This is a genomic window from Arthrobacter sp. P1_B9, from assembly GCF_056406495.1.
Genome location: NZ_JBFUAA010000015.1, coordinates 82,440 through 100,146, shown reverse-complemented (window position 1 = coordinate 100,146; position 17,707 = coordinate 82,440). Strand labels below are relative to the sequence as shown.

Here is a 17,707-nt window from a genome sequence, read left to right as displayed (position 1 = left end):
CAGACCAAGGAAGTCCACCACTATGTCAACGACGACCGTCACCACCATCAGCCACTTCATCAACGGCGCCGAAACCGCCGGTGAGGGCACCCGCACCCAGCCCGTCTACAACCCGGCCACCGGCGCCGTCTCCGCGGAGCTGCGGCTGGCCAACCGGGAAGACCTGGACACCACCGTCGCCGCCGCCCGCGCTGCCGCCGATTCCTGGGGCGACATCTCCCTGGCCAAGCGCACCGCGGTGCTGTTCAAGTTCCGCGAACTCGTCGCCTCCCACGTGGACGAGCTCGCCGAACTGATCACCGCCGAACACGGCAAGGTCCTCTCCGACGCCAAGGGCGAGATCGGCCGCGGACTCGAGGTCATCGAGTTCGCCTGCGGCATCCCGCAGCTGCTCAAGGGCGACTACTCGGACCAGGTCTCCACCGGCATCGACGTCTTCTCCTTCCGCGAACCGCTCGGCGTCGTCGCCGGCATCACCCCGTTCAACTTCCCGGTCATGGTCCCGCTGTGGATGGCCCCGATGGCGATCGCCACCGGCAACGCCTTCATCCTCAAGCCCTCCGAGCGCGACCCCTCCGCCTCGATGCTGCTCGCCAAGCTGTGGAAGCAGGCCGGGCTGCCCGACGGCGTCTTCCAGGTCCTGCACGGCGACAAGGAAACGGTCGACGGCCTCCTGACCCACCCGGACGTGGACGGCATCTCCTTCGTCGGTTCCACCCCGATCGCGAAGTACGTCCACGAGACCGCCACCGCCCACGGCAAGCGCGTCCAGGCCCTGGGCGGGGCGAAGAACCACGCGATCATCCTGCCCGACGCCGACCTCGACAACGCTGCCGACCACCTGGCCGCCGCCGCCTTCGGCTCCGCCGGGGAACGTTGCATGGCCATCTCGGTCGCCGTCGCCGTCGRCGAAGCCGCCGACCTGCTGGTCAAGAAGGTCGAGGAGCGCGCCCTGGCCGTCAAGGTCAACAACGGCACCGTGCCCGACGCCGAAATGGGCCCGGTCATCACGCCGGCGTCCAAGGAACGCATCGTGAAGATCGTCACCGAAGCCGAAACCGCCGGCGCCGCGATGGTGGTGGACGGCCGCGACCTCGTGGTCCCCGGCCACGAAGACGGGTTCTGGGTCGGCCCGACCGTCCTGGACCACGTCACGGCCGGGATGACCGCCTACACCGAGGAAATCTTCGGCCCCGTCCTGGTCGTGGTCCGGGTGGAGGACCTCGACGCCGGCATCGCCCTGATCAACTCCAACCCCTACGGCAACGGCACCGCGATCTTCACCTCTTCCGGCGCCGCGGCCCGGAAGTTCCAGCGCTCCGTCACCGTGGGCATGATCGGCATCAACGTGCCGCTGCCCGTGCCGGTGGCGTACCACTCCTTCGGCGGCTGGAAGGCCTCGCTGTTCGGCGACAAGCACATCTACGGCCCCGAAGGCGTCTCCTTCTACACCCGCGGCAAGGTGGTCACCTCGCGCTGGCCCGAACCGACGCACGCCTCCGGCGCCTCCTACAACTTCCCGTCCAACTGACGCCTCGACTAACCACGATCGACTGCTCCGCAACCCCCGTTTTGAGCGTCCAAAACGGCACCTGCGGAGCACTCGATGAGAAGGAATGGAAATGACAGAGAACAAGCTGATCATCGGCACCGCGCCGGACTCCTGGGGCGTCTGGTTCCCGGATGACCCCCAGCAGACCCCGTGGGAACGCTTCCTCGACGAGGTCGCCGAATCCGGCTACAAGTGGATCGAACTTGGCCCCTATGGCTACCTCCCCACCGATCCGGCCCGTCTCGCCGAAGAGCTCAAGCAGCGCGACCTCAAGATCTCAGCCGGCACCGTGTTCACCGCATTCCACCGCGGGGCCCATCAGTACGACGAAGCCTGGGAGCCGGCCCGCAAGGTCGCCGAACTCACGGCAGCCATGGGAGGCGAACACATCGTGGTCATTCCCGCGATGTGGCGCGACGACGTCACCGGCGAGCCCGTCGAGAGCGGCACGCTCACCGAGAAGGCGTGGAGCGACCTGTTCTCCGGCCACAACCGCATGGGCAAGACCCTCTTGGAGGATTTCGGCCTGAAGCAGCAGTTCCACTCGCACGCCGACTCCCACGTCGGCGCGCAGGAGGACATCGAAACCCTGCTCGCGGCCACGGACCCGAAGTACCTCAACCTCTGCCTGGATACCGGCCACGCCGAATACTGCGGGGCCTCCAGCCTCGACCTGATCAAGAACTATCCGGACCGGATCGGCTACCTGCACCTCAAGCAGATCAACCCGGACATCCTCAAAAAGGTCAACGAGGAAAACATGACGTGGGCCGCCGCCAACCTGGCCGGCGTGATGACCGAGCCGCCGAACGGGCTGCCGGACCTGCGCGCCGTCATCGAAGCCGTGGAGGCGCTCAACCGGCCGATCTTTGGCATTGTGGAACAGGACATGTATCCCGTGGCCTTCGACGTCCCGATGCCGATCGCCAAGCGCACCCGGAACTACCTGCTCTCCTGCGGCTCCCGCACCGCCGTCAACTAGAACTGAGGACAAGATCATGACCAAGACCCTCCGCGTAGCTGTCATCGGCGCCGGCCGTATGGGCGCAGACCATATCCAGCGGCTCAACACCCGCATCCACGGCGCCGAAGTTGCCGCCGTCGTCGACGTCGACCTCGCCCGTGCCCAGGCCGCCATCGAAGGCATCCCCGGCGCCGTCGCCCTCGCCGACGCCGAGGAGGCCCTCAACAACGGCGACGTCAACGCCGTCCTGATCGCCACCCCCGGCTTCCTGCACGAGGACATCCTGCTTAGGGCGATCGCCAAGGACATCCCGATCCTCTGCGAGAAGCCGCTCACCCCGGATGCCGAATCCTCCTGGAAGATTGTCGAAGCCGAGCAGGAGCTGGGCCACAAGCGCATCCAGGTCGGCTTCATGCGCCGCTTCGACGCCGAATACGCCGCCCTCGGCAAAATCATCCGCGACTCCGAACTCGGTGAGCTGCTCATGCTGCACCACCAGCACCGGAACCCCACCACCCCGGCGGGCTTCACCAACGAGATGCTGATCAACGACTCCGTGGTCCACGAATTCGACGCCATCCGCTACTTCACCGGCGAGGAAATCACCTCGGTCCAGGTCCGCCTCGGCAAGGCCACACGGAACGCCCCGGCCGGGCAACACGACCCGCAGCACGTGCTGATCGAGACCGAGTCCGGTGTCCTGGCCGACGTCGAGATCTACGTCAACGCGAAGTTCGGCTACGAGGTGGCCACCCAGGCCTCCTTCGAAGACGGCATCGTCAGCATCGGCGGCGACAAAGGCCCGTACACCCGCAGCAACGGCCGCTGGGGCGGCCACGTCACCCCCGGCTTCGAGGAACGCTTCGGGGCGGCGTACGACGTCGAAATCCAGTCCTGGGTGGACGCCGCCCTGCGCGATGAGATCGGCGGCCCCACCGCCTGGGACGGCTACGCCACGGCCGCCTGCTGCGAGGCCGGCGTCGAGGCGCAGAAGAACGGCGAAAAGGTCGCCGTGAAGCTCAACGCCAAGCCCGCCCTGTACCGCTAAAACCCCGCCGGCCGGCGCCTTCTACTGCAAAGAACGCGCCGGCCGGCCGCACGCCCGCCAGATCCACAATGGAGTGTTCACCGTGAAAATCGCCCTAGATCCCACGCCGTTCCACCACAGCCACGGACTCCTCGAGTTCCCGCGCGTGGTGGCCGACCTCGGCTACAAGTACATGCAGATGACCCCGCACGCCGATTTCATCCCCTTCTTCAACCACCCGAAGGCCGACGACGAGCTCGTGGGCAAGCTGAAGACGGCCTGCAAGGACGCGGGAATCGAAATCGCGTCGGTGCTGCCCGTGCTGCGCTGGTCCGGCCCGGACGAGGACGCACGCGAGGCGGCCGTCCGCTACTGGAAGCGCGCCATCCAGATCACCGTGGACCTGGGCGTTGGCACCATGAACACCGAATTCAGCGGCCGGCCGGAGAAGGCCGAAGAATCCGAGCGGGCCTTCTACCGCTCCATGGAGGAGCTGCTCCCCATCATCGAGCGGGAGGGGATCGACCTGCTGATCGATCCGCACCCGGACGACTTCGTCGAGGAGGGCCTGGCCGCGATCCGCGTGATCCGCGGGCTGAACTCGAAGAATGTTGGCCTGGTCTACGTGGCCTCGCACAGCTTCCACATGAAGAACGCACCGCTGGAGATCATGCGGGCCGCGGGCGACAAGCTGCGCCTGGTCCACGTCGCCGACACGATGGACCACCACGCCTCACACGGCCTGCGCTACATCACCAACCCGCCCGGCAACCCCGTCCGCGTGCACCAGCACCTGAAAATCGGCGACGGCGACGTCAACTGGGACGAGTTCTTCGGCGGCCTGCAGGAGATCGGCTTCCTGGACCGTGAAGATACGGTGATGGTCTCCAGCGTCTTCGCCGAGGACGACAACGCCGCGGACGTCTCCCGGTACCAGCTGGAGACCATGAAACAGCGCGTCGCGAAGGCGAGCCTATGACGGCGCCCGTCGCCGAGGTGACACGGCCCGTCAACCACAAACGGGCCCTCCGGACCGCGACGATCGTCTCCACTTTCGGCGGACTGCTCTTCGGCTACGACACCGGCGTGATCAACGGCGCTTTGCCGTACATGCAGGTGGACCTGGGCCTCACGCCACTGACCGAAGGGCTCGTGACCTCCTCGCTGCTGTTCGGGGCGGCCTTTGGCGCCCTCTTCGGCGGGCGCCTGGCGGACCGCCACGGCCGGCGCAAAATGATCATGGTGCTGGCCGTGGTGTTCCTCGCCGGCACCCTTGCGTGTACCTTCGCGCCGAACACGGAGGTGATGATCCTGGCACGCCTGATCCTCGGCCTGGCCGTGGGCGGGGCTTCGGTGACGGTGCCGGTGTACCTGGCCGAGGTCTCACCGAGTGCCCGGCGCGGACGAATTGTCACCCAAAACGAGCTGATGATCGTCACGGGCCAGCTGCTGGCCTTCATGTTCAACGCCTACCTCGGCAACAGCTTCGGCGAGGCCGGCGGGATCTGGCGCTGGATGCTGGTCATCGCAACCCTGCCGGCGATCGCGCTCTGGGTCGGGATGAACTTCATGCCCGAAAGCCCGCGCTGGCTGGCATCGATGGGCAGCTTCGGCGAAACCCTCAGTGTGCTGCAGCGGATCCGCTCCCAGTCCGAGGCCAGGGCTGAATTTGAAGAAGTCAAGGCCATGGCCGTGGAGGACTACAAGGCCAAGATGGGCTCCTGGAAGGACCTCAGTGTTCCGTGGCTCCGGCACATCTTCGTGGTGGGGATCGGGCTCGCGGTCATCCAGCAGATCACGGGCGTCAACTCGATCATGTACTACGGCACGCAGATCCTCGCCGAGTCCGGATTCGGCCGCGAAGCGGCCCTCACGGCCAACATCGCCAACGGGGTCATCTCCGTTCTCGCCACGTTTCTGGGCATCTGGCTGCTGGGCAAAGTGGGACGGCGGAGGATGCTCATCACTGGCCAGCTCGGCACCACGACGGCGCTGTTCCTGATCGGCGTCTTCTCTCTCATCCTCCCCGAGGGCCCCGCCCGGGGCTTCGTCATCCTGGCCCTGACCGTGACATTCCTGGCCTTCCAGCAAGGTGCAATCTCACCGGTCACCTGGCTGATGCTCTCAGAGATCTTCCCGCTGAAGATCCGCGGCCTGGGCATGGGCGCCTCGGCCTTCGTGCTGTGGATCGTGAACTTCCTGGTTGGCTTCGGCTTCCCGCAGCTCCTCGCCGCGATCGGACTGTCCAGCACCTTCTTCGTCTTCGCTGTGCTCGGCGTCGGGGCCATCGCCTTTGCCGCGAAGTACATTCCGGAGACCAAGGGCAAGAGCCTGGAGGACCTGGAATACTTCTTCAAACAGGCGGCCGCCAGGGAACCGGTCACCGTCTAGCCGCAGTCAAGAAAGCCCTGCACGCACAAGCCCCCCCGGGATTCGTCCCCGGCGGGGCTTTCTGCGTTCTTTCTGCGTACTCGCGCGAGGCGGTTGCCGCGCTAGGCCGCGGCGTGCAGCCGGGGGAGGGCGTCGACCAGCGGCGCCAGTTCGGGGACTTCCTGGGCCTCGGCCAGCGCCCGCTCCAGCGTGGCGTCGTGGACCGGCCTGCTCTGCTCGAGCAGGGCGATGCCGCTGGGGGTGAGCTCGGTGTAAATTCCGCGGCGGTCATCCGCACAGAGGATCCGGGTCAGCAGCCCGCGGTCCTCGAGCCGGTTGACCAGGCGCGTGGTGGCACTCGCGCTCAACGCCGTGGCACGGGCCAGCTGCTGCATCCGCATGTGCCAGCCGTCCTGCCGGCTCAGCGCGTCCAGCACGGTGTACTCCACGACCGAGAGCTGCGCCTCGGCCTGCAAGGACCGCTCCAGCTCGGCCTCGATCAGCCCGTGCAGGGCCGCCAGGGTCCGCCAGCCTTGCGCCCGGACCTCGACGGCGTCGTCCTTGATGCCCATCACGTGTTTCCCTTCAACTCGCGTGCCCGGCGGGGTGGTGACGGGCACATCAAATAATAGTTGCTTGCGCGCTGTATCTGCTTGTGCAAGAATAAATAACGCGTCTGCAACTACTAGCTTACGCGCCATACCCCATCCCGTACAGCTTTGTAAGGAGCACCTCCATGCCTGTTGGCCTGATAGCCCTCGCCCTCGGCGGGTTCGGCATCGGACTCACCGAGTTCGTCATCATGGGCCTGCTGCCGCAAGTGGCCGCAGACTTCCACGTCACCGAGGCGACCGCGGGCTGGCTCATCTCCGGCTACGCGCTCGCCGTCGTGGTCGGGGCGCTTGGTCTCACCGCCGCCGTGACGCGCTTCGAGCGCAAGCCCGTGCTGGCCGTGCTGATGGTGCTGTTTATCGCCGGCAACCTCGTCTCGGCGCTCGCGCCGGATTACTCGGTAATGATGATCGGCCGCATCATTGCCGCCCTCGCACATGGCGCGTTCTTCGGCATCGGCGCCGTCGTGGCCGCCAGCATGGTGGCGCCCACCAAGAAGGCCGGCGCGATCGCGATCATGTTCACCGGCCTGACGGCTGCGAATGTGCTCGGTGTCCCGTTCGGCACCATGCTGGGCCAGGCCGCGGGCTGGCGCTCCACGTTCTGGGCGATCACCGTGATCGGTGTCCTCGCCCTGGCCGGCATCCTCGCCCTTGTGCACAGAACAGGTTCGGGAGACTCAGCCCCTGGTTCTGCCTCCGGCGGTCTGCGCGGCGAGCTCCGTGCCTTCCGGTCCGGACAGGTCTGGCTCTCCATCCTCGTCACCATCCTTGGGTACGGCGGCATGTTCGGCGCCTTCACCTACATCGCCTTCACCCTCACCGAGGTCACCGGCTTCTCCGCCACCACGGTCCCGTGGCTGCTGATCCTCTTTGGCGTCGGGCTCTTCATCGGCAACACCGTGGGCGGCAAGGCAGCCGACAAGAATGTGGACCGCACCCTGCTGGTAGTGCTCGCCATTCTGGTGGTGGTGCTCGTGGTCTTCGCCCTGACCGCCGGCAACCAGCCGTTGACCATCGCCTCCATGGTGTTGCTGGGCGGCTTCGGCTTCGCCACGGTTCCTGGGCTGCAGATGCGCGTCATGAAATACGCCAGCAGCGCTCCCACCCTGGCTTCCGGCGCCAACATCGGCGCATTCAACGTCGGCAATGCCCTGGGCGCCTGGCTGGGCGGCGTCACCATCACCGACGGCCTCGGCTACACCTCGCCCATCTGGGCCGGCGCCGGGATCACCCTGTTGGGCCTGGCAGTGATGGCGTTCGCTGCGGCTCACGCAAAGAAGCACGACGCCGACCTGCCGGGAACCGGCGCATCAACCGTGCCCGCCGTTGCAGCGGCGGAAACCAGCACAGACCTTCCGGTCACCGAGGCTGCAACCGTTGCCCGCTGACCGCTCGAACAGAACAGACCGCCCGACCACAACAACAGGAGACACCGTGAACTCAATGCCCCATATCGTCCTCAACAACGGGGTGCAGATGCCGCAGCTGGGCTTCGGCGTCTTCCAGATTCCCGACGCCGAGACCACCGAGGCGGTAGCAGCGGCGCTCGCGGCCGGTTACCGGAGCATCGACACGGCCGCCATCTACGGAAACGAGACCGGAACTGGCCGCGCGATCGCGGAATCCGGGATCGCCCGGGAGGAGCTCTTCATCACGTCCAAGCTCTGGATCGACGACCTCGGCTACGAACCGGCCCTTGCCGCCTTCGACGCGAGCCTGGACAAGCTGGGTCTCGACTACCTGGATCTTTACCTGATCCACTGGCCCGCGCCGGCATCGGACCGGTACGCCGACTCCTGGTTGGCCCTTGAGAAACTCCTTGCCGACGGCCGGGTCAGGGCCATCGGCGTCTCCAATTTCGAGCCGGGACACCTGCAGCGGCTCATCGACCTGGGCGGAACGGTGCCGGCCGTCAACCAGGTGGAACTGCACCCGGCCCTTCAGCAGCACGCAGTGACGGTGTTCAACGCGGCGCAGGGCATTGCGACGGAGGCCTGGAGTCCGTTGGCCCAGGGTGCACTGCTGGCGGATCCGGCCATCACGGAGATCGCCGCGCGGCACGGCAGAACCCCGGCGCAGGTCATTCTGCGCTGGCACCTGCAGCAGGGGAGGATCGTCATCCCGAAGTCAGTGACGCCGGCCCGGATCCGGGAAAACCTGGAGGTGTTCGGCTTTGAGCTTTCCGCGGGCGAACTGGCGGCCGTGAATGCCCTTGAGCGGAACGGGCGCACCGGACCGCACCCGGCCACGTTCAATGGCTAGCTGTCAGCGCCTGAGCAGCCGAACGGCCTAGCGGCCGAATGGCAGCCGCGGGTCCAGGTCCTGGCCCTCCCAGGTCTGGCGGATCCAGCCGTGGTGCGGGTCATCGCTGATCAGCCAGTCGCGGACCGGGCCAGGGCCGGCCATGACGTTGAGGTAATACATGTCGTAGCCGGGGGCGGCCATGGCGGGTCCGTGCCAGCCGTAGGGCACCAGAACGACGTCGCCGGTCCGGACCTCGGCCGCAACGTCGATGGGCCGCTCGTCGGAGGCGTAGACGCGCTGGTAGCCAATGGCGTCGTCGGCGCCGGGCCGCGGCGGCGCCCCTGGCGTGACGCGGGTTTCGAAGTAGTAGATCTCCTCGAGGTTGGTCTCGCCGTCCTTTTCCTCGTCGTGCTTGTGCGGGGGATAGGAGGACCAGTTGCCGGCCGGGGTGAGGACCTCGCAGACAATGAAGCGGTCCGCCTCCAGCGCGGCGGGGGTGCCGAAGTTGTGGACCTGGCGGGAGCAGTTGCCCGCCCCGCGCAGTTCCACCGGCGTCTCGGCGGCCGTGATGAGGCGGGTCGGGTAGGAAGCTTTGGCCGGCGCGGTGGCCACGGCCACCCGTCCGCCCTCGGCCGAGGTGATGGTTACTGCCTTGCCGGCTCCGGTGTAGAGCACATCGCTGGGGCCGCTGAAGACGCTGTCCCGGCCGGGCAGGGGATAGTCCTGCCCGTCGACGGTCGCCACGAAAGAGCCGTTGAGCGGGATCACGATGCGTTCCTCCGCCGCCGCGTCCAGGCTGACGGTGCCGCCGGCAGCGAGCGTGGCAACCTTCAGCCCGGTATGCGCCCAGCCGTCCACCTCCAGTCCGGAATCGGACGTCCCGATGGAAATGTCCCACTTGCCTTCGGCTGCGGTGCCGAGCGGATAGACCCAGTTGGCCATGGAAGCTGCCCTTTCGTTGTCGCGCCGGAGGCAGGCGCGTGTGTGTGCGGGTTGGAGCCGGTTGCGCCCGTCGCTGGCGCCTAACTCTGGACGCTTACCTCTGGACCAGCGTCATCTCAAAGCTGTAGGAATCCGCCCGGTAGACATGGTGCCCGGTTTCCACCATGCGCCCGGTGTCGTCCACCGCGGTGCGCTCCATGGTCACCAGGGCGGAGCCGGGGGTGGTCTCGAGCAGCGGCGCCTGGTAGTCATTGGCGATCATGGCGCCGATCCGCTGTGAGGCAAGCCGGAAGTTCACGCCGCCGTTGCGGAGGATGGCGTAGAGGCCCTGCGAGCCCAGGCTTGCCTCGTCGATGGCGGTGATGTCGTCCCGCACCCAGTTCTCCATCAGGGCCAGCGGCTTGCCGCCCACTTTCCGGAGCCTGGTGAAGTGGTAGACCTTGGCGCCGGCCGGAAGCTGCAGTGCCGTCCGGATCGCGCCGTCCGCCTCCTCATGCGAGAAGCTGAGCACGTCGGTGGTGGGCTTGCTGCCGTTGTTGCTCAGGTCGTCGTAGAGGCTGGAGAGTTCCAGTGGGCGGCGGACCTGGCTGGACACCACCTGGGTGCCGACGCCGCGCTTGCGGACCAGGAGGCCCGAGCGGACCAGCTCGTCCATGGCTTTTCTCATAGTGGGCCGGGACAGGTTCAGCTGGGCGGCCAGGTCGATCTCGTTTTCCAGCCTGCTGCCGGGTTCCAGCAGCCCGGTGTGGATCGCTGCCTCGATGCCCTGGACCACTTGGTGGTACAGCGGCACCGGGGAAGAGCGGTCGATCCGCAGATTCAGTTGATTCGCCACTGGGCATGCTCCCTTGTGCTCCGCGGCGGTCGTCGTGCCGGCCTGCCCGCGTATGTCAGTGTATGTTCGCTTGATAGGACATACTGCCTTTTTCTGATAGTAGCAGGGCTGCCAAGAGGTGCCAAGGGCTGCTGTGACGGGCCTTGTTTGCGGGGGTCGGGCTGTCGGCGCTGGCCCGTCAAGCCCCGCGAATGGGACATTCCGATCACACTTCGTTACGTCCAAACATCCTAATGTCAGGACAAACTATTGACAACTGTGATTGGAGTCACCATGATCGGTTGTAGATGGCTCATGGACCGACGCGATGAAGCGGCCGGCGTGGCCCGGAATCAAAGGAGATTGATCGTGACCAAGTTCTCGTGGCGGAAGGCGACCCTCGTGGCGGCCGTTGTACCCATGCTGGCCCTGAGCGCGTGTTCGAGCACCGGCGGCAAGCCCGCAGACTCAGGCAATGCGGCTGGCGGAGGCCAGGCAGCCAGCACCTCCCGCATCAAGGTCGCCCTTATCACGCACGCCGCAGCCGGTGACACCTTCTGGGATATTGTTCGCAAGGGCGCCGAGGAGGCATCGGCGAAGGACAACGTTGAGCTCCTCTATACGTCCGATCCCGAAGCCGGGCGCCAGGCCCAGCTCATTCAGCAGGCCATTGACCAGAAGGTCGACGGCATCGCGGTCACGCTCGCCAAGCCCGAAGCCCTCAAGGACGTCCTGAAGAAGGCCTCCGACGCCGGCATCCCGATTGTGAGCCTCAACGCCGGTGAATCGGTCTCCTCCCAGCTCGGAGCATTCACCCACTTCGGTTCCAACGAGCAGCTCGCCGGTCAAGCCGTGGGCACCAAGCTGGCCGCGGACGGCTACAAGCACCCGGTCTGCGTGATTCAGGAACAGGGCCACGTGGGACTTGAAGCACGGTGCGCGGGCGTCAAGGCGAAGGTTCCCGGAACGGAGATCCTTTACGTCGACGGCAAGGATATGACCTCCGTTCAGTCCACCGCGACTGCCAAGCTTCAGGCTTCCAAGGACGCCGACGTCATCATCGGCCTCGGCGCCCCCATCACCCTGACTCTCCTCAAGTCGGTCACTGACGCCGGCAGCTCTGCCAAGGTTGCCAGTTTCGACCTCAACGCGGAGCTCGCCCAGAAGATCGTGGATGGTGCAGTTCTGTTCACCGTGGACCAGCAGCCGTGGCTGCAGGGCTACGGAGCCGTTGACGCCATCTGGCAGAACAAGCGCGGCGGCTTCAAGATCGGCGGCGGCCAGCCTGTGCTGACAGGCCCGGCGGTCATCGACAAATCCAATGCGGCCGATGTCCTGACCTTCGCCCAGCAGGGCGTCCGCTAACAGCCCGCTGGCCGGGCCGGCCCAGGCCGGCCCGGCGGCTAGGAGACTTATCATGACCATCACCCAGACCAAGACAAAGTCGCCGGCGCCCGATGAGCGCGTCGCCAAGCGCAGTCCGTTCCAGAAACTGCTCGGACGTCCCGAGGTCGGTGCCCTGGTGGGCGCGATCGTCCTCTTCATCTTCTTCGCGTTGGTGTCCCCGACCTTTACCCAGCCCGGTGCCCTGGCAACCATCCTGTACGGGTCCTCCACGATCGGGATCATGGCGGTGGGGGTGTCCTTGCTGATGATCGGCGGCGAGTTCGACCTCTCCACCGGTGTCGCCGTGATCACCTCGGCGCTGACGGCGTCGCTGTTCAGCTGGTACTTCACCACGAACGTCTGGGTCGGCGTCGGGCTGGCCCTGGTGGTCTCCCTGTCCGTCGGGTTCATCAACGGCTGGATTCTGATCAAGACCAAGCTGCCGTCCTTCATCGTCACCCTGGCGACGTTCCTGATGCTGACCGGCCTGAACCTGGGCCTGACCCGGCTGATCGGCGGCTCGGTGTCTTCGCCCTCGATCTCGACCATGGACGGTTTCGCATCGGCCCGGGCGGTGTTCGCCTCCTCGGTGAGCGTCGGCGGCGTCGACATCAAGATCACCGTGTTCTACTGGTTCGCGCTCGTCGCGGTCGCGACCTGGGTGCTGATGCGGACCCGGGTGGGGAACTGGATCTTCGCCGTGGGCGGGGACGCGAACGCGGCCCGCGCCGTGGGCGTGCCGGTCAAGGCCACCAAGATCGGTTTGTTCATGGCCGTGGGGTTCTGCGCCTGGATTCTGGGCATGCACAACCTCTTCGCCTTCGACACCGTGCAGTCCGGTGAGGGCGTGGGCAACGAGTTCCTCTACATCATCGCCGCGGTGATCGGCGGCTGCCTGCTCACCGGCGGGTACGGCTCGGCGATCGGCGGCGCGATCGGCGCGTTCATCTTCGGCATGGCCAACAAGGGCATCGTCTACGCGCAGTGGAACCCGGACTGGTTCAAGTTCTTCCTGGGCCTGATGCTGCTGCTGGCCACCATCGTCAACCTCATCGTCAAGCGCCGCGCGGAACTGAAGTAGAAGGGCCCCGGAACCATGAATGCCAAAGAGATCGACCAGCAGACCCTGCTGCAGAACGAAAACGATCCCCTCACCCACACCCCGGTGCACCTGCTCTCCCTCGACGGGGTCGGGAAGCACTACGGGAACATCATCGCCCTCTCCGAGGTCACCATGGCGGTGGACAACGGCCGCGTCACCTGCGTGCTGGGCGACAACGGTGCGGGCAAGTCCACGCTGATCAAGATCATCGCCGGCCTGCACCAGCACGACGCCGGGGTCCTGAAGATCATGGGGGAGGAGCGGAAGTTCAGCTCCCCCCGGGACGCCCTGGACGTCGGGATCGCCACGGTCTACCAGGACCTCGCCGTGGTGCCTTTGATGCCGATCTGGCGGAACTTCTTCCTTGGCTCGGAACTGACGTCCGGCTTCGGCCCGTTCAAGAGCATGGACGTCGAGAAGATGAAGGACATCACGCTCAAGGAACTCGCCGCGATGGGCATCGACCTGCGCGACGTCGAGCAGCCCATCGGCCAGCTCTCCGGCGGTGAACGCCAGTGCGTCGCGATCGCCCGGGCCGTGTACTTCGGCGCGAAGGTCCTGATCCTGGACGAGCCCACCGCGGCCCTGGGCGTGAAGCAGTCCGGCGTGGTGCTCCGCTACATCCTGCAGGCCCGCGACCGCGGCCTCGGGGTCATCTTCATCACCCACAACCCGCACCACGCCTTCCCTGTCGGGGACCGGTTCCTGCTGCTCAAACGGGGCAAGTCGATCGGCTATTACGACAAGAAGGACATCACCCTGGACGAGCTCACCGCCCAGATGGCCGGCGGCGCGGAACTCGCCGAACTCGCCCACGAACTCGAACAACTCGGCGGCCACAGCGACGTCGTCAAGGAAGTCCAGGGCGAAGTCGCCGACGTGTCCCAGACCACCGGCAAGACCTACGGGTAACGGCCGCCCCAACTCCTGAAAGGACAAGCCTTTGGCTTATCTCAACCGCAACGCCTCCGACGCCGTTCTGCCGGTGCGGATCGGACTTATCGGCTCGGGCTGGATGGGCGCCTTCCACGCCGAGAGCATTGCCCGCCGGGTCCCCGGCGCCGTCCTTGCCGCCATCGCGGATCCGAACCTGGAATCTGCCGGGGCGCTGGCTGGCGCCCTGGGCACCGCGAAGGTGACCGCCGACGCTGCCGATCTCCTGGCCGACCCGGCGATTGACGCCGTCGTCATCGCCAGCCCCGCGCGTTTCCATTCCGCCCTGATCGGCCAGGCCGCAGCGGCCGGAAAACACGTCTTCTGCGAGAAGCCCGCCGGTCAGGGGCTCGAGGAGCTCGACGCGGCCCTTGACGCCGTCGACGCCGCCGGGGTGCACTTCCAGATCGGCTTCAACCGCAGGTACGCCGCAGACTTCCAAGCGGCCAAGAAGGACCTCGCCGCCGGAATCGTGGGGCAGCCGCAACTGCTTCGTTCGCTGACCCGGGACCCGGGCACGGGGAGCATCGGCCACGCCGCAAGGATCCCCGCGTGGACCATCTTCCTCGAAACCCTGATCCACGACTTCGACACCCTGAACTGGTTCAACGAAGGCGCCGAACCTGTGGAGGTCTATGCGGTTGCCGACGCGCTTGTGGAGCCGGGACTGCGGGACCAGGGGTTCCTGGACACCGCCGTCGTGACCATCCGCTACAGCAACGGCGCGATCGCCGTCGCCGAGGCAAACTTCAGCGCGCTGTACGGTTACGACATCCGCGGCGAGGTTTTCGGCTCCAAGGGCATGGTCCAGGCCGGCCGCGCCACCGAAACCGCTGCCCGCCGGTTCACAGCCGAGGGGATGTCCGCCGACACCCCACGGCTGAACGTCGAGCTCTTCCGGCAGGCCTACACAGACGAGCTGGCGGACTTCGCCGACGCCGTGCGCGCCCGGCGTGACGGTACCGCTCCGGAGTCGAAGCCCTTCACTCTCACTCCGGGAGCCAGCGACGCCCGGCGCGCACTGGCCGTGGCGCTGGCCTGCATCGAGTCCGTCAAGCGGGGGACCCCGGCAACGGTCAACACAGTGGCCGTCAACGAGAACGTGGTCCTCTGATGCGGCTCGCCGTGTGCGCTGAGATGGTCTTTACGGACTTGCCGTTCACGGAGCGGGTGCGCCGGCTCCACGAGGCCGGCTTCGACGTCGAACTCTGGGACTCGCGGCCCAAGGACATCGGCGCGCTCAAGGCCACCGGGGCGGTGTTCTCCTCCATGACCGGATACAGCTCCGGCAGCCTCGTGGATCCGGACACGGCGGACGAGGTGGTGCGGACCGCCGAGTCCCTGATCCCCACTGCCCTGGAACTTGGCGTCAGCCGGCTGGTGGTCCACCCGGCGGAACTCGTCGACGGCCACGCGGCCCGGCCTGTCTACCGCTCCAGCGGACACATGTGGGCCACCGGCGCCCGGACCCTGGAACGGCTCGGGAAGCTCGGTGAGAAGCACGGGGTGACGTTCTGCCTCGAGAACCTCAACACCATCCGGGACCACCCCGGCATCCCGCTGGCACGGGCCAAGGACACCCTGGCGCTCGTGCAGGCGGCCGGGCACCCGAACGCCAGGCTCATGCTGGATCTCTATCACGCCCAAATGGGGGAGGGGAACCTGGTCGAGCTCGTCCGGAGCGCCCTGCCATACCTCGGCGAAATCCAGGTGGCAGACGTTCCCGGCCGCTGCGAACCCGGAACCGGGGAAATCAACTACGCGGCCGTCGCCAGGGCGCTCGCGGACGCAGGCTACGAAGGAACCGTGGGCATGGAAGCGTGGGCCAGTGGCGACAGTTATGCGGCCCTGGAGGCCTTCCGTGCGGCGTTCACCGTGCCCGCACCAAACATGAGAGTAGAAGTATGAAAGACGTAATCCTTGGACTCGCCGGCGTTGGGCGGATCGGGGTCATGCACGCCAACAACATCGCCGCACTCAACGAGGTCCTGAACCCACAAGGGATCCGTGTCCGCCTCCGCCTCACCGACGTCGCCGAAGAGCACGCCCGGACGGTGGCAAGCGGTCTCGGTGCCGAATTCCTGCCCTCGGTCCAGACGCTGCTGGCCTCGGGGCTGGACGGCCTGGTCATCGCCACCGGAACCGGAACCCACCCCGAGCTCATCAAGGCCGGCGTGGACGCCGGGATCCCGGTGTTTTGCGAAAAGCCCGTGGCCCTGAACGTGGCCGACGCCCTGCCGGTGCTCGACTACATCCGGGACCGGAACGGCGTGGTGCAGATCGGGCATCAGCGCCGGTTCGACGCCGGCTACCTGGAGGCCCGCCGCGCTTACCAGGCCGGCGAGCTGGGCTGGATCCATTCCCTGCGTGCCGTCACGTGCGACATGACGCCGCCCCCGGTCGAGTTCCTGGCCAGCTCCGGCGGGCTCTTCCGGGACTGCTCGGTCCACGATTTCGACATCCTGCGCTGGCTCACAGGCCGCGAAATCGTCGAGGTCTACGCCAAGGGCTCCAACAACGGGGATCCGGCCATCGGTGAGGCCGGCGATGTGGACACGGCCCTCGCGCTGGTGACGTTCGACGACGGCACCGTGGGAACGGTTTCGGCGACCCGCTACAACGGGGCGGGCCATGATGTCCGGCTGGAAATCCAGGGCTCCCGCGGCTCGCTGATGGTGGGCCTGGACGACAAGACGGCATTGGCCTCCGCCGAAGCGGGGATCGCTTTCCCCGCGGGGAAGCCGCATCTGACGTTTGCCGAGCGGTTCGAGACGGCGTACCGTTCCGAAATGGAGGCGTTCGTCGAACTCATCCTTGGCCGCCGGGAGAATCCATGTACTCCGGAAGACGCCGTCGCGGCCTCCCGGGTTGCCGATGCCGCCCAGGAATCGCTGGCCACCGGTGCCCCGGTCAAGGTGACGGTGAGCGTCGGCAGCTGATTACGGACCGGGGCGTCCGGCTCAGGGCCGGGTGCGGCACGCCTCGACGAAGGCCCGGAACGGCGCGAGCCGCTCCCCGGCCGGGAGCTCCAGGGCCTCGGGGTGCCACTGGACCGAGGCCACCCAGCGCTCCGGATCCTCCAGCGCCTCGACGGTCCCGTCCTCGGCCACGGCCGTCACCTGCAACCCTCCGGCCACCCGGGCCACGGCCTGATGGTGGCCGGAGGCGATCTTCACGTTCACGGCACCGGAACCGCCGCCGTAGAGCGCGGCCACCCTGGAGCCGGCCCGCACCGCCACCTCATGCCAGGCCCACGGGCCGGCCCCGTGCACCGGCGCGGGCTCGCGGTGCGCCACCGTCCCCGGCGCCATGTCCTGGATGAGCGTCCCGCCGTAAAGCACATTGAGCAGCTGATGCCCGCGGCAGATGCCGAACACAGGCAGCCCGGCGTCGATCGCAAGACGCGCCACGGCGAGATCCAGCGCGTCCTGGGCAGGGCTGACGTCGTAGCAGACGTCACCGCGCAGCTCGCCGTAGAGGGCGGGGTCGAGGTCCCCGCCGCCGGGAAGGACGACGCCGTCAAGGCAGGCCATCGCCGCGGCGAGGCCGCCGTCGTCGGGCCCCGAAGCGTCGAGCAGCACCGGTTCGCCGCCGCCCTCGCGCAGCAGCCCCACGATGTACTCGAACAATGCGTTGGCTTCCGCCACGCGCGGGTCGGGATCGGAGGAACTGCTGAGGCGGACGGGAACGCCGATGCGCGGCCGGCCGCGAAGGGGGTTGCGGGAAGTCTGCATGCCTCATTCTGCAACACGATCGCGG

General features: G+C 67.0%; 17 protein-coding genes. 13 read left to right on the top strand and 4 right to left on the bottom strand.

The annotated features are described in order from the left end of the window. Window positions 1-22: 22 nt before the first annotated feature. From AC1D1A_RS17870 to AC1D1A_RS17850, 5 genes are all read left to right on the top strand, one after another. Entirely contained in the window at window positions 23-1,531 is a 1,509-nt protein-coding gene (locus AC1D1A_RS17870; protein WP_476948342.1) for a CoA-acylating methylmalonate-semialdehyde dehydrogenase, read from the top strand. 91 nt (window positions 1,532-1,622) lie between these two features. Beyond that, complete coding sequence (locus AC1D1A_RS17865; RefSeq protein WP_476860164.1) at window positions 1,623-2,534, top strand: sugar phosphate isomerase/epimerase family protein; 912 nt, start codon at window positions 1,623-1,625, stop codon at window positions 2,532-2,534. A 16-nt stretch (window positions 2,535-2,550) separates the two neighbouring features. Further along, window positions 2,551-3,564 (top strand): Gfo/Idh/MocA family protein, encoded by a 1,014-nt coding sequence (locus tag AC1D1A_RS17860; protein ID WP_476948341.1) that lies wholly within the window; start codon window positions 2,551-2,553, stop codon window positions 3,562-3,564. Between the two features lie 82 nt (window positions 3,565-3,646). Beyond that, complete coding sequence (locus tag AC1D1A_RS17855; protein WP_476948340.1) at window positions 3,647-4,522, top strand: sugar phosphate isomerase/epimerase family protein; 876 nt, start codon at window positions 3,647-3,649, stop codon at window positions 4,520-4,522. Then, window positions 4,519-5,934, top strand: coding sequence for a sugar porter family MFS transporter (locus tag AC1D1A_RS17850; protein WP_476873505.1), 1,416 nt, complete (start codon window positions 4,519-4,521; stop codon window positions 5,932-5,934). The genes AC1D1A_RS17855 and AC1D1A_RS17850 overlap by 4 nt, the downstream gene beginning before the upstream one ends. A 101-nt stretch (window positions 5,935-6,035) precedes the next feature. Here the strand turns inward: AC1D1A_RS17850 and AC1D1A_RS17845 are convergent, their stop codons facing one another. Beyond that, window positions 6,036-6,485 carry a MarR family winged helix-turn-helix transcriptional regulator gene (locus AC1D1A_RS17845; RefSeq protein ID WP_223915289.1) on the bottom strand — a complete coding sequence of 150 codons (450 nt, stop codon included), beginning with the start codon at window positions 6,483-6,485 and terminating at the stop codon, window positions 6,036-6,038. 164 nt (window positions 6,486-6,649) lie between these two features. On the opposite strand from AC1D1A_RS17845, the gene AC1D1A_RS17840 reads away from it, so the two are divergent. Together AC1D1A_RS17840 and AC1D1A_RS17835 are read left to right on the top strand one after the other, a co-directional pair. Beyond that, entirely contained in the window at window positions 6,650-7,915 is a 1,266-nt protein-coding gene (locus tag AC1D1A_RS17840) for an MFS transporter (RefSeq protein ID WP_476948339.1), read from the top strand. 46 nt (window positions 7,916-7,961) lie between these two features. Then, window positions 7,962-8,789: an aldo/keto reductase gene (locus AC1D1A_RS17835; RefSeq protein ID WP_476948338.1), complete on the top strand. Its 828-nt coding sequence runs from the start codon at window positions 7,962-7,964 to the stop codon at window positions 8,787-8,789. 27 nt (window positions 8,790-8,816) lie between these two features. Here the strand turns inward: AC1D1A_RS17835 and iolB are convergent, their stop codons facing one another. Together iolB and AC1D1A_RS17825 are read right to left on the bottom strand one after the other, a co-directional pair. After that, window positions 8,817-9,713 carry a 5-deoxy-glucuronate isomerase gene (iolB, locus tag AC1D1A_RS17830; protein ID WP_476851298.1) on the bottom strand — a complete coding sequence of 299 codons (897 nt, stop codon included), beginning with the start codon at window positions 9,711-9,713 and terminating at the stop codon, window positions 8,817-8,819. 94 nt (window positions 9,714-9,807) lie between these two features. Then, entirely contained in the window at window positions 9,808-10,548 is a 741-nt protein-coding gene (locus tag AC1D1A_RS17825; protein ID WP_223914252.1) for a GntR family transcriptional regulator, read from the bottom strand. A 348-nt stretch (window positions 10,549-10,896) separates the two neighbouring features. Between AC1D1A_RS17825 and AC1D1A_RS17820 the strand changes: the two genes are divergently transcribed. The 6 genes from AC1D1A_RS17820 to AC1D1A_RS17795 are packed head-to-tail and all read left to right on the top strand — an operon-like array spanning window position 10,897 to window position 16,887. Beyond that, a complete protein-coding gene (locus AC1D1A_RS17820) occupies window positions 10,897-11,892 on the top strand; it encodes a substrate-binding domain-containing protein (RefSeq protein ID WP_028275612.1) in 996 nt (331 codons plus the stop codon). A gap of 52 nt (window positions 11,893-11,944) precedes the next feature. Next, window positions 11,945-12,994, top strand: coding sequence for an ABC transporter permease (locus tag AC1D1A_RS17815; RefSeq protein WP_028275613.1), 1,050 nt, complete (start codon window positions 11,945-11,947; stop codon window positions 12,992-12,994). Window positions 12,995-13,009: 15 nt separating this feature from the next. Further along, window positions 13,010-13,927 (top strand): ATP-binding cassette domain-containing protein, encoded by a 918-nt coding sequence (locus AC1D1A_RS17810; RefSeq protein WP_476851300.1) that lies wholly within the window; start codon window positions 13,010-13,012, stop codon window positions 13,925-13,927. A gap of 31 nt (window positions 13,928-13,958) precedes the next feature. Then, window positions 13,959-15,062 carry a Gfo/Idh/MocA family oxidoreductase gene (locus AC1D1A_RS17805; protein ID WP_476851301.1) on the top strand — a complete coding sequence of 368 codons (1,104 nt, stop codon included), beginning with the start codon at window positions 13,959-13,961 and terminating at the stop codon, window positions 15,060-15,062. Then, the gene (locus tag AC1D1A_RS17800; protein ID WP_476948337.1) at window positions 15,062-15,856 is read left to right on the top strand and encodes a TIM barrel protein; all 795 of its coding nucleotides are present in this window, start codon (window positions 15,062-15,064) and stop codon (window positions 15,854-15,856) included. The genes AC1D1A_RS17805 and AC1D1A_RS17800 overlap by 1 nt, the downstream gene beginning before the upstream one ends. After that, window positions 15,853-16,887, top strand: coding sequence for a Gfo/Idh/MocA family oxidoreductase (locus AC1D1A_RS17795; RefSeq protein ID WP_476948336.1), 1,035 nt, complete (start codon window positions 15,853-15,855; stop codon window positions 16,885-16,887). Before AC1D1A_RS17800 ends, AC1D1A_RS17795 begins: the two co-directional genes overlap by 4 nt. A gap of 21 nt (window positions 16,888-16,908) precedes the next feature. Here AC1D1A_RS17795 and AC1D1A_RS17790 read toward each other — a convergent pair whose 3' ends face one another. Next, a complete protein-coding gene (locus AC1D1A_RS17790) occupies window positions 16,909-17,682 on the bottom strand; it encodes a gamma-glutamyl-gamma-aminobutyrate hydrolase family protein (protein ID WP_476931864.1) in 774 nt (257 codons plus the stop codon). Between the last annotated feature and the right edge of the window lie 25 nt (window positions 17,683-17,707).

What these genes read in the sequence shown, in the direction of transcription:
- AC1D1A_RS17865 (WP_476860164.1), top strand. Translation starts at nt 1,623, where the DNA reads ATGACAGAGAACAAGCTGATCATCGGCACCGCGCCGGACTCCTGGGGC.
- AC1D1A_RS17860 (WP_476948341.1), top strand. Translation starts at nt 2,551, where the DNA reads ATGACCAAGACCCTCCGCGTAGCTGTCATCGGCGCCGGCCGTATGGGC.
- AC1D1A_RS17850 (WP_476873505.1), top strand. Translation starts at nt 4,519, where the DNA reads ATGACGGCGCCCGTCGCCGAGGTGACACGGCCCGTCAACCACAAACGG.
- AC1D1A_RS17845 (WP_223915289.1), bottom strand. Translation starts at nt 6,485, where the DNA reads ATGGGCATCAAGGACGACGCCGTCGAGGTCCGGGCGCAAGGCTGGCGG.
- AC1D1A_RS17840 (WP_476948339.1), top strand. Translation starts at nt 6,650, where the DNA reads ATGCCTGTTGGCCTGATAGCCCTCGCCCTCGGCGGGTTCGGCATCGGA.
- iolB (WP_476851298.1), bottom strand. Translation starts at nt 9,713, where the DNA reads ATGGCCAACTGGGTCTATCCGCTCGGCACCGCAGCCGAAGGCAAGTGG.
- AC1D1A_RS17815 (WP_028275613.1), top strand. Translation starts at nt 11,945, where the DNA reads ATGACCATCACCCAGACCAAGACAAAGTCGCCGGCGCCCGATGAGCGC.
- AC1D1A_RS17810 (WP_476851300.1), top strand. Translation starts at nt 13,010, where the DNA reads ATGAATGCCAAAGAGATCGACCAGCAGACCCTGCTGCAGAACGAAAAC.
- AC1D1A_RS17800 (WP_476948337.1), top strand. Translation starts at nt 15,062, where the DNA reads ATGCGGCTCGCCGTGTGCGCTGAGATGGTCTTTACGGACTTGCCGTTC.
- AC1D1A_RS17795 (WP_476948336.1), top strand. Translation starts at nt 15,853, where the DNA reads ATGAAAGACGTAATCCTTGGACTCGCCGGCGTTGGGCGGATCGGGGTC.
- AC1D1A_RS17790 (WP_476931864.1), bottom strand. Translation starts at nt 17,682, where the DNA reads ATGCAGACTTCCCGCAACCCCCTTCGCGGCCGGCCGCGCATCGGCGTT.